At 38.3% G+C, this 13,247-nt stretch carries 11 protein-coding genes; 7 read left to right on the top strand and 4 right to left on the bottom strand.

Features of this window, described 5'->3' with window-relative positions:
* Position 1 precedes the first annotated feature (1 nt).
* Together AN392_RS04375 and AN392_RS04370 are read right to left on the bottom strand one after the other, a co-directional pair.
* Entirely contained in the window at positions 2-946 is a 945-nt protein-coding gene (locus AN392_RS04375; protein ID WP_055011954.1) for a hypothetical protein, read from the bottom strand.
* A complete protein-coding gene (locus AN392_RS04370; protein ID WP_041709394.1) occupies positions 946-1,815 on the bottom strand; it encodes a hypothetical protein in 870 nt (289 codons plus the stop codon). The genes AN392_RS04375 and AN392_RS04370 overlap by 1 nt, the downstream gene beginning before the upstream one ends.
* Before the next feature lie 236 nt (positions 1,816-2,051).
* Between AN392_RS04370 and AN392_RS04365 the strand changes: the two genes are divergently transcribed.
* From AN392_RS04365 to AN392_RS04355, 3 genes are all read left to right on the top strand, one after another.
* On the top strand, positions 2,052-2,906 hold the full coding sequence (locus AN392_RS04365; protein WP_055011953.1) for a S1/P1 nuclease: 855 nt from the start codon (positions 2,052-2,054) through the stop codon (positions 2,904-2,906).
* A gap of 43 nt (positions 2,907-2,949) precedes the next feature.
* Entirely contained in the window at positions 2,950-6,156 is a 3,207-nt protein-coding gene (locus AN392_RS04360) for a TonB-dependent receptor (RefSeq protein WP_055011952.1), read from the top strand.
* A gap of 327 nt (positions 6,157-6,483) precedes the next feature.
* A complete protein-coding gene (locus tag AN392_RS04355) occupies positions 6,484-9,633 on the top strand; it encodes a TonB-dependent receptor (protein ID WP_010389045.1) in 3,150 nt (1,049 codons plus the stop codon).
* A gap of 48 nt (positions 9,634-9,681) precedes the next feature.
* Here AN392_RS04355 and AN392_RS04350 read toward each other — a convergent pair whose 3' ends face one another.
* Positions 9,682-10,113 carry a MarR family winged helix-turn-helix transcriptional regulator gene (locus tag AN392_RS04350; RefSeq protein WP_055011951.1) on the bottom strand — a complete coding sequence of 144 codons (432 nt, stop codon included), beginning with the start codon at positions 10,111-10,113 and terminating at the stop codon, positions 9,682-9,684.
* Between the two features lie 148 nt (positions 10,114-10,261).
* Between AN392_RS04350 and hmgA the strand changes: the two genes are divergently transcribed.
* Together hmgA and maiA are read left to right on the top strand one after the other, a co-directional pair.
* Entirely contained in the window at positions 10,262-11,563 is a 1,302-nt protein-coding gene (gene hmgA / locus AN392_RS04345) for a homogentisate 1,2-dioxygenase (RefSeq protein WP_055011950.1), read from the top strand.
* A gap of 7 nt (positions 11,564-11,570) precedes the next feature.
* Complete coding sequence (maiA, locus tag AN392_RS04340) at positions 11,571-12,200, top strand: maleylacetoacetate isomerase (protein WP_055011949.1); 630 nt, start codon at positions 11,571-11,573, stop codon at positions 12,198-12,200.
* Here the strand turns inward: maiA and AN392_RS04335 are convergent.
* Positions 12,197-12,430, bottom strand: a complete 234-nt coding sequence (locus tag AN392_RS04335; protein WP_008464346.1) for a TIGR02647 family protein — start codon at positions 12,428-12,430, stop codon at positions 12,197-12,199. The genes maiA and AN392_RS04335 overlap by 4 nt on opposite strands.
* A 104-nt stretch (positions 12,431-12,534) precedes the next feature.
* On the opposite strand from AN392_RS04335, the gene AN392_RS04330 reads away from it, so the two are divergent.
* Complete coding sequence (locus AN392_RS04330; RefSeq protein ID WP_054201254.1) at positions 12,535-12,837, top strand: DUF1496 domain-containing protein; 303 nt, start codon at positions 12,535-12,537, stop codon at positions 12,835-12,837.
* A gap of 97 nt (positions 12,838-12,934) precedes the next feature.
* Positions 12,935-13,246, top strand: a complete 312-nt coding sequence (locus AN392_RS04325) for a VF530 family DNA-binding protein (protein WP_010389056.1) — start codon at positions 12,935-12,937, stop codon at positions 13,244-13,246.
* Position 13,247 lies beyond the last annotated feature (1 nt).

The raw sequence follows: 13,247 nt of genomic DNA, 5'->3' as shown, positions 1-13,247 counted from the left end.
ATTACTTTCCTATTATTTCTATATTGCCTTGGCTAACATTTACTAAGCCATAGCTGTGCATCCGTGAACGAGAGCCCTCTCCAAATGCCTTTGGCGGATAATACAACTCCTTCTGCTCTGGGCAATCATTTAATACATCATCTAGCGCCGCACGTATTTCGCTTAAGGTTTTTTCTAAACTGTTATTAAAGTTTGGCCGTTTTCTAATAGTATGCCCGAGTTCAACTAACCGATAAAAGTACTTATTTGCAAGTTCTAGCAACTCCTCGGGCACATTTTTATTATGGTTAAGTTTAACCTCTGGATTATTAGTACAAAATTCAACAAGTGCTAAATAAAAACATAGTGGCTTATTTGCTAAGGCTACTTGTTGCTCAGGATAATAACTATTGGATAATGTTTTACTTTTTAAATCAATCACGAGTGTTAATGACTTTGATTCTGGGGCAATTGAGTCTTGCTCAGTACCTAGTTTTTTATTTTTTTGATAAGTAATACTCTGCTTCATCATGAACATAAGTAATACACTAATACCAAAAAGTAGTATATAAATAGTCACTACATCAGCCGAAAAATATGCTTGCTTTAAAGATAAAACAATAAACACCACGCTATTATTACTATTTAGTTTTCGAATAAACTCATCGGCTTTCAAGGATAAGTTAAACTCGTGCTTTGGCACTATCGAAATCACCTGTATACCCGTACCTTGAATCTGAGCATTTACTGTTTGAATATAATGCTGTAAAGCCGCTTTATTACCCGAGTGCTTAAGCAGCTCATTTGATAAATCGAGCAAAGGTAAGTCTAAAGCGATTTGTTTTTCTATTTGGGTTATTTGTAACTTGTTTACCTGTTGCTGTTTATGTGTTGTTGAAATATAAAACACGACAGAAAAAACGATGAATAATATAAAAACACCTAATGACGATACAAGCTTTCTCATTACGACTCCCCTATAAAGGTAACGGGGTAATTATTACATTGCCAATATGGCTCAACATCTTGATAGTATCGAAACGATTGTTCTTTAGACATACTTAGTAAGTGAGACTGCACAGCACATAGTAAATCGGTATTGTTATGCTGCATTTTTAAGTACCAACGGGTACCTGCAACATTACTGCTTATAGGGGTAATATAATTTTTTGAGAAGCGCTTACTATCATTTTCTCTCCAAAAGGAGGCAATAAGATCAACTTGCCCGTTCGCCAATAATTCCCTCAATTCATTATGTGAGCTGGCATAGGTTATTTTTAGCTGAGCAATATTAAGCCCTAATTGCTTAAATGTTTGTTTTGGTAAAATATGCCCAGAGCGGCTAGTTGGATAATCTAGCAGGCCTATTCTTTTGTCTAAAAAATACTGTTTAGTGATCAGTGGCTTTTCTTTTGAAGATATAAAGAACGCGGTGTAATCTGAAAAGCCCACCACGGGTTGATAATTGTAAGTAGTCTCAGCTCTAAACGCTTCCATAATATTATTTTTAGCTAAAATTAAATCCGCAATACCTTTTCCTACAAACTCTAAGCTATCCACTGTTCTGTAGCCCCAATAACCAATCACAGACCCATATTGCTTTGCCACGACTTTATCGTCACACAGGTTTTGAGTGAGCAATTGAGCAACATACTTTGAGGGGGTAAATACTATAAGCTGATTTTGATTAGCTGTTGTCGTTGTTTGACATGTCGTTGATGTTTTTATCATCACAGGAAAGACTATTTCTTTTTCACCCACAACTAAGTGACCTGCAAACCAACTAAACAACAGTGCTATAAACATAAATGTAACAATTGCCGTTTTATGCAACATTAACTTTTTAATATTCAAAAAACACCGATTTAAAATAGAGTAATAACTCATTTGAACAATTTTATTTACTTATTACAATAGGTAATTTTACCCATAAAACTCAAGATATTGATTTTAAAGAGTATTAAATAGGAAAGTATGAATTTTATTGAGTCCTTTCTATCATGATGAAAAATGAGGACAATTGACCTTATAAGCTTTTACAAATTAGATATCACACTTACTAGGATGCCTCGATGCAGATAAATGTAAAATATTCGCTTTCATTAACACTATTAATTAGTGCAATATTTGCAAGCACAGACTGTAATGCTTGGGGGCAAAATGGCCACCGCGTCGTTGGGAAAATTGCAGAGTCGCACATAAGCGAAAACACTAAAGCTGCACTTATTCCTTATCTTAATGGTGAATCTTTAGCACAGGTTTCAACATGGCCAGATGAAATGCGCTCTGCACCAGGTGATTTTTGGCAAAAAAAATCATCACGCTGGCACTATATTAACGCAGATGACGATGCAAAATTTAGCTTTAACCACGAACACACTGAACATAAAGAATCAGTAACAAACATATTAGAAGGCATTCACTATTCAATTAAAGTATTGAAGGATGACAAAGCAAGCCTTGCAGCCAAGCAGTTTAGTTTACGTTTTTTAGTGCACTTAGTCGGCGACAGCCATCAACCATTTCATGCAGGTAGGGCTGAAGATAGAGGCGGTAATCGCATTAAGGTTTCTTTCTTCAACCAACAAACCAATCTTCATAGCTTGTGGGATACTAAGCTAGTAGAAAATGAAAATTTATCTTTTACTGAATATGCTCAATTTATAAATACAAACAACAGCGAACTAATTAGCGAGTATTTACACAGTACGCCAACAAGTTGGCTTGAAGAGTCACATAACCTTGCTTTACAAATATACAAATCAACAGATGAGAATATTAGCTACGACTATATTTTCACTAACACCCCTATTGTGAAAACCCGCTTGCAACAAGCTGGTATTCGCTTAGCTGGATTGTTAAATACATTATTTGATCCTACTAACAAGAAATCAAAAATGGCTTTAACACAGCAAATCAAAAAATAAATTCAGTTTCTAACTTAAATCATCTAAATGGGAAATCAACATTATGACTAAGCTTCGCCTTTCGAAATTAACTGGAGCAGTAATTCTTGCTCTAGGAGTTTCAACAAGCGCTATGGCTGCTGACACCTCGTCTGCAATGCGTGGTAAAATAACCACACCTTCAGGTGCGAGCGCTGCAAACGTTAAAATTAAGGTCGTTCATCAGCCTACCGGCACAATCAGTGAGCTAACCACCAATGAAAGTGGTACTTTTATAGCCAATGGTTTACGTGTTGGTGGACCATATACAGTGATCATCGACTCTGATACGTTTAACGATACCACCGTTGAAAACATCTTTTTAAACCTTGGCGAAACTTACCGATTAACGTCGCAATTAGCACCACTCAATATTGAAAAAATTGAAGTGTCTGGTTATAAAATTGTCCAACAATCGGGTGGTTCTAGCAGCACGTTTGGTGAAGATACCATCAACAACATGCCTAGCTTTAATCGTGACATTAAAGACATCGCACGTTTAAACCCACTTGCTAGTATTAATGGTAGCGGCGAGCTAACCTTTGCCGGTAGCAACCCACGTACAAATGGTTTAACTGTAGATGGTATTGGCCAAAATGACGACTTTGGTTTAAGTTACGGCGGCTACCCTACTTCGCAGCCCCCTGTAGCCCTTGATGCGATTGAGCAGATCTCTGTTGATGTTTCTCCATTTTCAGCCTCTAAAGGCAACTTTGGTGGTGGTACTATTAACGCGGTAACTAAGTCAGGTACTAACGAACTTAAGTTTTCTGGTTTTTACGAAACATCAACACCAGATATTGCTGGCGATGTAGACAGCATATCTCAAGTGTCTGCTGATAACCGCCCTGTTTTAGATGACGATGGTCACCGCACATACATTGTTGAACAAGTAGAACCTAACCAAACTGAAAAACGCTACGGTTTTAATGTTGGCGGCCCACTTATAGACGATACCTTATTTTACTTTGTTAACTACAATAAATGGTCAAGCGAACTAGATTTAGATTATGGTTTTGAAGGTTCAGGCGCAACCAACGAATACGATGTGAGTGAAGAAAGCTATAACCGTTTCCTTAATATTCTAAATAACGAATACGGCTTAACAGACTCTCTTGGAGGCGACCCTAAAGACACCAACGAAACATTACTTGTAAAATTAAGCTGGAACATTGCTGATGATCATCGCTTAGATTTTACCTATCAGTGGCAAGATGACAAAGATGAAACAAACTTTGGTACTGGTGGCACATCAGTTCAGTTTGCATCAAGTCGTTATACCTACGCAACCAAGTTTAATAACTTTGCTACCAAGCTATATTCAGATTGGAACGAAGACTTTTCAACTGAAATCGGTATTGCATACAAAGATGTATCATCGAGAAGTTTAACAAATTCTGATATTGGTAGCGTTAAAGTTGAAGAATACTTCCGCGGACCTTCTTATAACTTTGGTACCGATGAGTTTCGCCATGCAAATAGCTCAGCAACAGAAAATTTAACACTTTCTCTTGATGCCACTTATTTAATGGACGAGCATGAAATTAACTTTGGTATGCAATATGAGTCGTTAAACTTATACAACCTTTTTGCAGCTAACTCACTCGGTTCATGGGAATTTGATAACTTTAATGGTTTCGAAAATCGTGAAGTAGGTAACTACAAAGGAAAGTACGATTTTAGCTACAGCAATGCCTTTACAAATAACCCTAATGACACCGCTTACGACGCAACCCGAAATCAATTAGCACTTTACATTGAAGATACTTTTTATGTTGGTGATGATTTAGAAGTAACAGCAGGTGTTCGTTATGAGCGTTTATCTTCTGATGATAAACCAACACTCAACGAAAACTTTTTAAACACCTATGGCTTTAGCAATCAAGAAAACCTCGATGGGTTAGATATTATTCTACCGCGTATTGGCTTTAAGTATTACGCTACAGAAGCATTAACAGTTAACGGTGGTGTAGGTCGTTTCCAAGGTGGTATCCCTAACGTTTGGTACAATAACTCATTCCAAAACGATGGCATTACTTTTGTAGATGCACCACAGAGCGTTATTGACGATTACTATGCTAATAATCAAGCTGATATCACTCAAGTACCAGATGCCATAAAAGGCTCTTTAGTTCAAGGTGCAGGTAGCACAAACTATGTTGACCCAAATTTTGAACTACCGTCAAGCATCCGTGCACAACTTGGTTTTGAGTACGACTTTGATTCTGAGTTATTAGGTGAAGGCTTTAAATGGCAAGCAGAAATTGCTTATCACAAAAAAGAAAACGAAGCTGTGTGGCATAACACCGCCATTAAACCTGTAGGTGTAGCGGCAGACGGCGAACGTATTATCTATGAAAGTATTTACAGCGGTGACTTAGCTGATAACTTTGATATCGCAATGACTAACTCAACTGATGATGGTCGTTCTGTTATTATTTCAACAGCACTTGCTAAAGAGTGGGAAAATGGCCTTTATATTTCAGCAAGCTATGCACATCAAGATGTAACAGAAGCGTCTTCAGGTTCTTCATCACGTGCACAAAGCAACTATCAGTACAATATCACTAAGAGCCGAAATGAAGACTTTGCTGCCCGTGGTGCATATGAAGTAGAGCATAGCTTTAAAGTTAATTTAGCGTATAACACTGAGTTCTTCAGTGGCTATGCCACAAGATTTAATGTGTATTTTGAACGTCGCTCTGGTCGTCCATTTAGCTATACTATGGGTATGTATCAAGATAGTGACTTAGGTGATACGCGTGACTTTTATTCAAGCTCAGCTTATTTAGCGTATATTCCAACTGGTGCAGATGATGCAAACGTAAACTGGGATGAATCAGGGCTATCATGGAGTGAACTTGAGACACTACTTAATAGAGCGGGTATTTCTGAGCGAGGTCAAATCTTAGACCGTAACTCAGGCACGCAACCATGGGTTACCACTATGGATATTAGCGTTAAACAAGAGATCCCAGGTTTTGCAAAAGGTCATAGCGGTGAGATTTACTTTATGATTGATAACTTTGCCAACTTATTAAACAGTGACTGGGGCGTAGAAAAGCGCTTAGGTTTCTCTGACCAAGCAGTTTACGACTTTGGCGGCTTAGACGATCAAGGTCGTTATATAATTGATAGCAGATTTAATGGTGCTGATGTTCGTAACTATAGCCAATATCAAACTAGCTCATCAGCTTGGCAAGCTAAAATCGGTGTTAGCTATAAGTTTTAACCTATAACTTGCACATCAAAAGCTCATAAAATTAAAAAAGCCATTACATGCATGTAATGGCTTTTTTTATGGAAAAAATAACTTTTCATCTGTTTGTCATAAAAACTACTTACTATCTGCACGGTAAAATATTGAAACATAGATAAAATGCTAAATTTCAAAAATAAAGTGTTTTATAATAAAAAAATTACAGTTGTATTTTATTTGTAACAAACAAATAAGGTACACTATGTAAGTATTTTGGATTAAGTGTATTTTGCGGTCGCTTAGTCCAAAATTAAAATAAAAAAGCTATTAAAAGTTTATTTAACTACACGGGAAAATAAAATGAAAATTCAACTTCGCAAAACAGCTCTGTCACTTGCTATAGCAGCATGTGTTGGTGTGAGTGGTGCTGCAATTGCAAACGAAACAACTTCTGCAATTAAAGGGCAGATTATGGGCCCTAACGGTAACCCTGCTGCCGGCACTAAAGTAACAATTTTACATGTGCCTTCTGGCTCTGTTAAAACAACGCAAGTAAATGACGCTGGTTACTTTACTGCTAAAGGTCTTCGTGTTGGCGGCCCTTACAAAGTAATCGTAGACTCAGACATCTACGCTGACCAAGAGTTCAATAATATTATTTTGAACATTGGTAGCGACTACCCTGTTAATACTTCACTTGAAAATATCTCAGATATTGAGCAAATTGTTGTTACAGGTCGCCCTATCAGCACTATGTCTGGTGGTACGGGTCCTGCTTCAACATTTACGTTAAGCGATCTTGAAAATCAACCAGCTATTAACCGTGATTTAAAAGATATTATTCGTATTGACCCTCGTGTTGCTATCGATGATAGCCGTGGTTCAATCAACTGTGGTGGTGGTAACCCACGCTTTAACAGCTTAACCCTTGATGGCGTTCGCATGAACGATAACTTTGGCTTAAGCTCAAACGGTTACCCTACAATTCGCGCTCCATTCTCTTTTGATTCAATCGAGCAAGTAGCAGTAGAATTAGCACCATTTGATGTTCAATATGGTGGTTTTACATCATGTAACATCAATGCAGTTACCAAATCTGGCGGCAACGACATTCACGGTGGTGTATTCTACGATTACACTAACGATTCAATGAAAGGCGATAAGATTGAAGGTAATGACGTTGATAACGGTGACTTCAGTGAAAAACGTTATGGTTTCAACGTTGGCTTACCACTAATCAATGATACGCTTTTCTTATTCACCTCTTACGAAAAACTTGAAGGTGTTAAACAGTTTAACTATTCATCTTTAGTGTCTTCTGCAGAAATTGATGAAATTAGACAGATTACACGTGATGTTTATGGTTACGAAGCCGGTGCTACACCAGCAAGCTCACCAGTAGAAGATGAAAAAATCTTAGTAAAATTAGATTGGAACATCAACGATGATCACCGTGCTAACCTAATTTATAACTACAATGATGGCTTTACCTTATCGCAATCAGATGCAGATGGTGATGAGCTTGCATTCGACAGCCACTTTTATGAGCAAGGTGCTGAGTTTACTTCAATTGTTGCATCACTTTACTCTGATTGGAATGATGATTTCTCAACTGAAGTTCGCTTAGGTAAATCAGAGCTTGACGCTCGTGTTCAATCTTTAGACGCGGCAAGCAGCTTTGGTGAGTTCCAAATCAATACTAAAGCTGCCACTGTTTACGTAGGTCCTGATGACTCTCGTCAATCAAATGATTTAAACTACGACACCACAACAGCTAAGTTCTCAGGTACTTACTACCTTGATCAACACACGATTACTGCTGGTTTTGAGTATGAGAAGTTAGAAGTATTTAATCAATTCGTACAGCATACTGAGGGTGAGTGGCGTTTTGCATCTATCGATGATTACAAGGAAGGTATAGCAAGTGCTGTGTATTACAATAATGCAGCAGGCACAAATGATCCAACAGATGCAGCTGCTAACTTCGCTTACTCACAAAATACATTCTATGTACAAGATGAATATAGCTTTTCAGATATCGATGCATCATTAACATTTGGTCTTCGTTATGATAGTTATTCAAGCGATGACAAACCAGCATTAAACCAAAACTATACTGATCGCTACGGTTTTAGTAACCAGTCAACGTTTGACGGTATTGATTTAATTCAACCACGTGTAGGTTTTGAGTGGTATGCAACCGATGCACTAGAAGTGCGTGCAGGTGTTGGCTTGTTCTCAGGCGGTAACCCAAATGTATGGTTGTCTAACTCATATTCAAATGATGGCATCACAAATATCGGAGCTAGAATTGGCGATATCAGTAACTCTTACGTAGTAGGTACTGGTGACGATGCTAAAACATTTGTAGATTTATTTGATACACCGAATGTAAACGGTGGTACGCCAGGTTATGACGTTCCACAAGATATGTTTGATAAAGTAGCGAATACTGAAATTGGTTCAGGTGATGCTACAACAAATGCAGTAGATCCTAACTTTGAAATTCCATCAGAATGGAAATATTCGATTGGTGCAACCTACACTACTGAAAACGATTATGTAATTGCTCTAGATTACCTTTACACTGATAAGCGCGATGCAGCGACATTACGAGATATCGCACTTCGCCCTACTGGTGAAGTAAGTTTTGACGGTCGTCCATTGTATGAATCAATTGAAGGTCGTGATGGCGAGCTATTATTAACTAATGTTAACGGTGATAGCGGTTCATCATCAATTATTTCAGCAGCAGTAAGCAAAGCATTCGATAACGGCGTAAGTATGCAGTTCTCTTACGCTTACACTGATGCTGATGATGTAAACCCAATGACTAGTTCTGTAGCCAGCTCAAACTACGGTAACCTAGCAACATCAAACCCGGGTAACCCTGGCGTGGCTTCATCTGATTACGAAATCCCACATCGCTTTACATTAAACCTAGGTTATAAGCACGAGTTCTTTGATGGTTATAACACTCGCTTCAACCTATTTGGTGAAGCATACAAAGGTTTACCTTATAGCTTCACATTTAACGGAAGCGATAGTGCATTTGGTGACGCAAACTCTAATCGCTCGCGTCAATTGCTATATGTACCGCTTGAAAACGATCCTAATGTGATCTACGACATGAGTGCTGATGAAATCAACGAGTTTAACGACTTTATCGCATCTGAAGGTCTTAAGCGTGGTGAAATCGCAGGTCGTAACCAACAGAACTCTGATTGGTTCGTTAAATTTAACTTTAAAATTACTCAAGAGTTACCAGGCTTTATGGACGGCCATAAAGGTGAAGCATTCTTCGTAATCGATAACTTAACTAATATGTTAAACGATGACTGGGGTGTATTAAGAAAAGGCTCATTCGTAGGTAATAGAATGCTTAAAGTTAAAACGAATGATCAAGGTCAATACGTTTACTCAGACTTCAGTGCACGTAGTGCTGAGCAATCTGTACAACGCGATGCCTCTTTATGGGAAATGCGTGTAGGTGTTCGTTACACGTTCTAATTTGATTAATTAAATTAGTGTATTTAAAAGCCCACTTTGTGGGCTTTTTTATGCATGTAATTTATTTTTCAATTTATCAAAAATAGCGATTAACTGGCGTTGTTCTTCATCCGACAGGCAGCTTAATAATTCACGCTCCCACTGCAATGCCTGTGGCGTTATTTTTTCATACAAAGCCATGCCCTTATCAGTTAACATTAAAAATGCAGCGCGCTTATCATACTTATTTAACTCACTATAAATAAGCCCTTCATCTATTAGCGTTTTTACTGCCCTTGATACTGTCGACTTATCCATATCTGCTTGAATACATAACTGTTTTGCTGTGCTTTGGCCTGATTGCGCTAAATTAGCCATTATTCGCCACTGAGGAATAGTTAAATCAAACTCTTTTTTATAAATACTCGAAAAATCATTACTTACCTGTGTTGCTAAGTGTGTTAATTGATAGGGTAAAAATGTCGTTAAATCTATTTTCATATTGAATCACTTATTTACATACGACTTTTATCTGTTCACTTTTATTTACAACGGTCATAAGCAGTGTATTTGATATTAGTCTCACTTGAGAGTATCTTAGCGTAAATAACAAAAACATAACACTCCCCCACTTTCACAGGAGTCTGTAATGGCGACACGATTAAACTACATGACCGGCTTTGGCAATGAATTTGAAACCGAAGCGCTGCCTGGTGCATTACCGATTGGGCAATTCAGTCCGCAAAAAGTAAAATATGATTTATACGCGGAGCAATTCAGTACCACTGCATTTACCGCTCCGCGCTCTGATAACCGCCGCACTTGGATGTATCGTATTCGCCCATCGGTTGTGCAAGGCGATTATACAGCCATAGACAATGGCTTAATTAGAACCGCTCCCATTACCGAAGTACCGACTCCACCAACTATGCTGCGTTGGGATCCCATTGATATACCAGCAGAACCCACTGACTTTATCGATGGCTTAATCACTATGGCTGCCAATGGCAGCGCGAATGGGCAAGCCGGTATTGGCATTCATGTGTATGTCGCCAATAAATCCATGGACAAGCGCTTTTTTTATAATGCCGATGGAGAAATGTTATTTGTACCGCAACAAGGTGAACTACTACTTAAAACAGAACTTGGGCATTTAACTATTAAAGCCGGCGAAATTGCCGTTATTCCGCGTGGTATTAAATTTCAAGTAATGTTACTAACCGACACTGCCCGTGGCTATATTTGTGAAAACTACGGCCATGCCTATGTCCTTGCTGAGCGCGGCCCTGTTGGTGCCAACGGTTATGCGAATGATCGTGACTTTCACTATCCAGTAGCGGCTTTTGAAGATATTGAGGGTGATTTTGAACTGATTGCTAAATTTAATGGCAATATGTTTCGTTGTGATATTGGTCATTCTCCTCTGGATGTTGTTGCTTGGACAGGCAATAGTGCGCCTTATAAATACGACTTAGCTCGCTTTAATGTCATGAATACCGTTAGCTTTGATCACCCCGACCCTTCAATTTTTACCGTACTCACTTCACCATCGGGTACTGAAGGCGTTGCAAATATCGATTTTGCTATTTTCCCACCGCGTTGGATGGTGGCTGAAAACACTTTCCGCCCGCCTTACTATCACCGTAATATTATGAGTGAGTTTATGGGCTTAATAGAAGGGGTATATGATGCAAAAGAGCATGGCTTTGTGCCAGGTGGCATGAGCTTACATAACTGTATGTCGCCGCATGGTCCTGAAGCAGACGTATTTGAAAAAGCGTCAAACGCCGATTTAGAGCCACAACGCTACGATAATACGTTGGCGTTTATGTTTGAGTCACGTTATGTAATATCGCCGACTAAATACGCATTAGAAGGTAAAGAGCGTCAAGCTAATTACACTGATTGCTGGCGCACAATCAAAAAACACTTTAATGGCAATCAAGGATAATAAGATTATGAAGCTTTATACTTATTTTCGCTCATCTGCAGCGTATCGTGTTCGAATCGCATTAAATCTAAAAAATATTGATCATCAATTGGTACCTGTTAACTTATTAAAATCAGAACAACAAAGCACAGATTACTTACAGAAAAACCCTCAAGGGCTGTTACCGGCTTTAGAAACAGAAGACGGCGTATTAGGTCAATCTCTAGCAATTTTAGAGTACCTTGAAGAGCAATACCCTGAAACACCATTACTGCAAGGTAATGCTTGGCAAAAAGCACACATTCGCAATTTAAGTTATGCAATTGCCTGTGATATCCATCCTATTGATAATTTGCGAGTGCTTAAATATTTAAGTAGTGAACTTAATGTTGATGATGAAGCAAAAAATAAGTGGTACCGACACTGGGTTGAAGTTGGTTTTGAAAAAATAGAACGCATGCTTGATAGCAAAAATACATTTTGCGCAGGCGACTCGCCAAGCTTAGCTGATGTATGTTTAGTGCCACAGGTATTTAATGCCATTCGCTTTAAAGTAGATATGGCTGCCTACCCTAAAATAGCAGCCGTTTATCAGCGTTGTAATGAGTTGACCGCCTTTATTGATGCAGCCCCAGAAAATCAACCCGACGCAAACTAACTTTTTAACGCACTGTGTATTACAGTGACGTGCTCAATTAAGTCTAAGCCCAGATCAGTTAAATAACCGCCATCTGGGCTATCAATAACGCCTTTATCAAACAAACGTTGTGCTGCGCTCAGTAAAGCGGGTTCAGCATCTGAATGGAGTTTAATGCCCTGCATTTTGCTTTCGCGTGGGAATTTGGCAAGTAGTGTAAATTCGTCAATCATCGTTTGATTAAATAGCATATGTGTTCACCTTTTTATTGTTCTGTGTTTTACTGAAGTTGTCTTACTTACCCTAGCATGTTTTTTTGCTAAGTGTAGTTATTTTAAACACCTTGAGGTTATTCATGCGTTATTATTTTACTTTTATTATTGCTGTTTTATGCTTGTGTTTTTCAGCTTTAAGCTACGCTAACACAATACAAACGCTTCCTATTGTTGATGCTACCCAGCTTATAAACACTAATACTGAGTGCTGGTATGATAATAAACGCTATAGCGAAGGTGCCATACTGCAAGTTCATTCTGTTACCCTTATTTGTGCTGCTAAATACCCCCAACATAACAACAGTCAGTTAATTTGGCTAAAGCTCGATAAACAAGGTAACCTTATTTATCCTAAGAAGCCCTCTACTATTACTGTAAATTAATCAAGATTAACAATCTGGGATTTGTCAGCCATCTCTAAACTATTAAGATGCGGTGGGATACGCTACAATACATGCAGTTTAAAAAAGCAGTGTGACTATGAATAATCAACCAAAAAACCCGCTTCATGGGGTAACTTTAGAGCAAATTCTTGTTGAACTAGAACAACGTTTAGGCTTCAAAGCAATGGGCGAGCAAGTAAATATCAAATGTTTTACAGATTCGCCAAGTATAAAATCAAGCTTAAAATTTTTACGTAAAACGCCTTGGGCAAGAGATAAAGTAGAAGCGCTTTATATCCATACCATTAATAACAAGCCGTTACGTAAGCCTAGAAATAAACCGACTAAGCAGTCAGAATCCTCACAACCTGATACATCAGGTTTTGTATGGCCTTCTATTAAAAAATAAA

Origin of the sequence: Pseudoalteromonas sp. P1-16-1b (assembly GCF_001401785.1) — a bacterium.
Classification (GTDB): Bacteria; Pseudomonadota; Gammaproteobacteria; order Enterobacterales; family Alteromonadaceae; genus Pseudoalteromonas; species Pseudoalteromonas undina.
This window is presented reverse-complemented; position numbering and strand designations above follow the sequence as displayed.

What these genes read in the sequence shown, in the direction of transcription:
- AN392_RS04350 (WP_055011951.1), bottom strand. Translation starts at nt 10,113, where the DNA reads ATGAAAATAGATTTAACGACATTTTTACCCTATCAATTAACACACTTA.
- AN392_RS04370 (WP_041709394.1), bottom strand. Translation starts at nt 1,815, where the DNA reads ATGTTGCATAAAACGGCAATTGTTACATTTATGTTTATAGCACTGTTG.
- AN392_RS04325 (WP_010389056.1), top strand. Translation starts at nt 12,935, where the DNA reads ATGAATAATCAACCAAAAAACCCGCTTCATGGGGTAACTTTAGAGCAA.
- AN392_RS04360 (WP_055011952.1), top strand. Translation starts at nt 2,950, where the DNA reads ATGACTAAGCTTCGCCTTTCGAAATTAACTGGAGCAGTAATTCTTGCT.
- hmgA (WP_055011950.1), top strand. Translation starts at nt 10,262, where the DNA reads ATGGCGACACGATTAAACTACATGACCGGCTTTGGCAATGAATTTGAA.
- AN392_RS04355 (WP_010389045.1), top strand. Translation starts at nt 6,484, where the DNA reads ATGAAAATTCAACTTCGCAAAACAGCTCTGTCACTTGCTATAGCAGCA.
- AN392_RS04335 (WP_008464346.1), bottom strand. Translation starts at nt 12,430, where the DNA reads ATGCTATTTAATCAAACGATGATTGACGAATTTACACTACTTGCCAAA.
- AN392_RS04375 (WP_055011954.1), bottom strand. Translation starts at nt 946, where the DNA reads ATGAGAAAGCTTGTATCGTCATTAGGTGTTTTTATATTATTCATCGTT.
- maiA (WP_055011949.1), top strand. Translation starts at nt 11,571, where the DNA reads ATGAAGCTTTATACTTATTTTCGCTCATCTGCAGCGTATCGTGTTCGA.
- AN392_RS04330 (WP_054201254.1), top strand. Translation starts at nt 12,535, where the DNA reads ATGCGTTATTATTTTACTTTTATTATTGCTGTTTTATGCTTGTGTTTT.
- AN392_RS04365 (WP_055011953.1), top strand. Translation starts at nt 2,052, where the DNA reads ATGCAGATAAATGTAAAATATTCGCTTTCATTAACACTATTAATTAGT.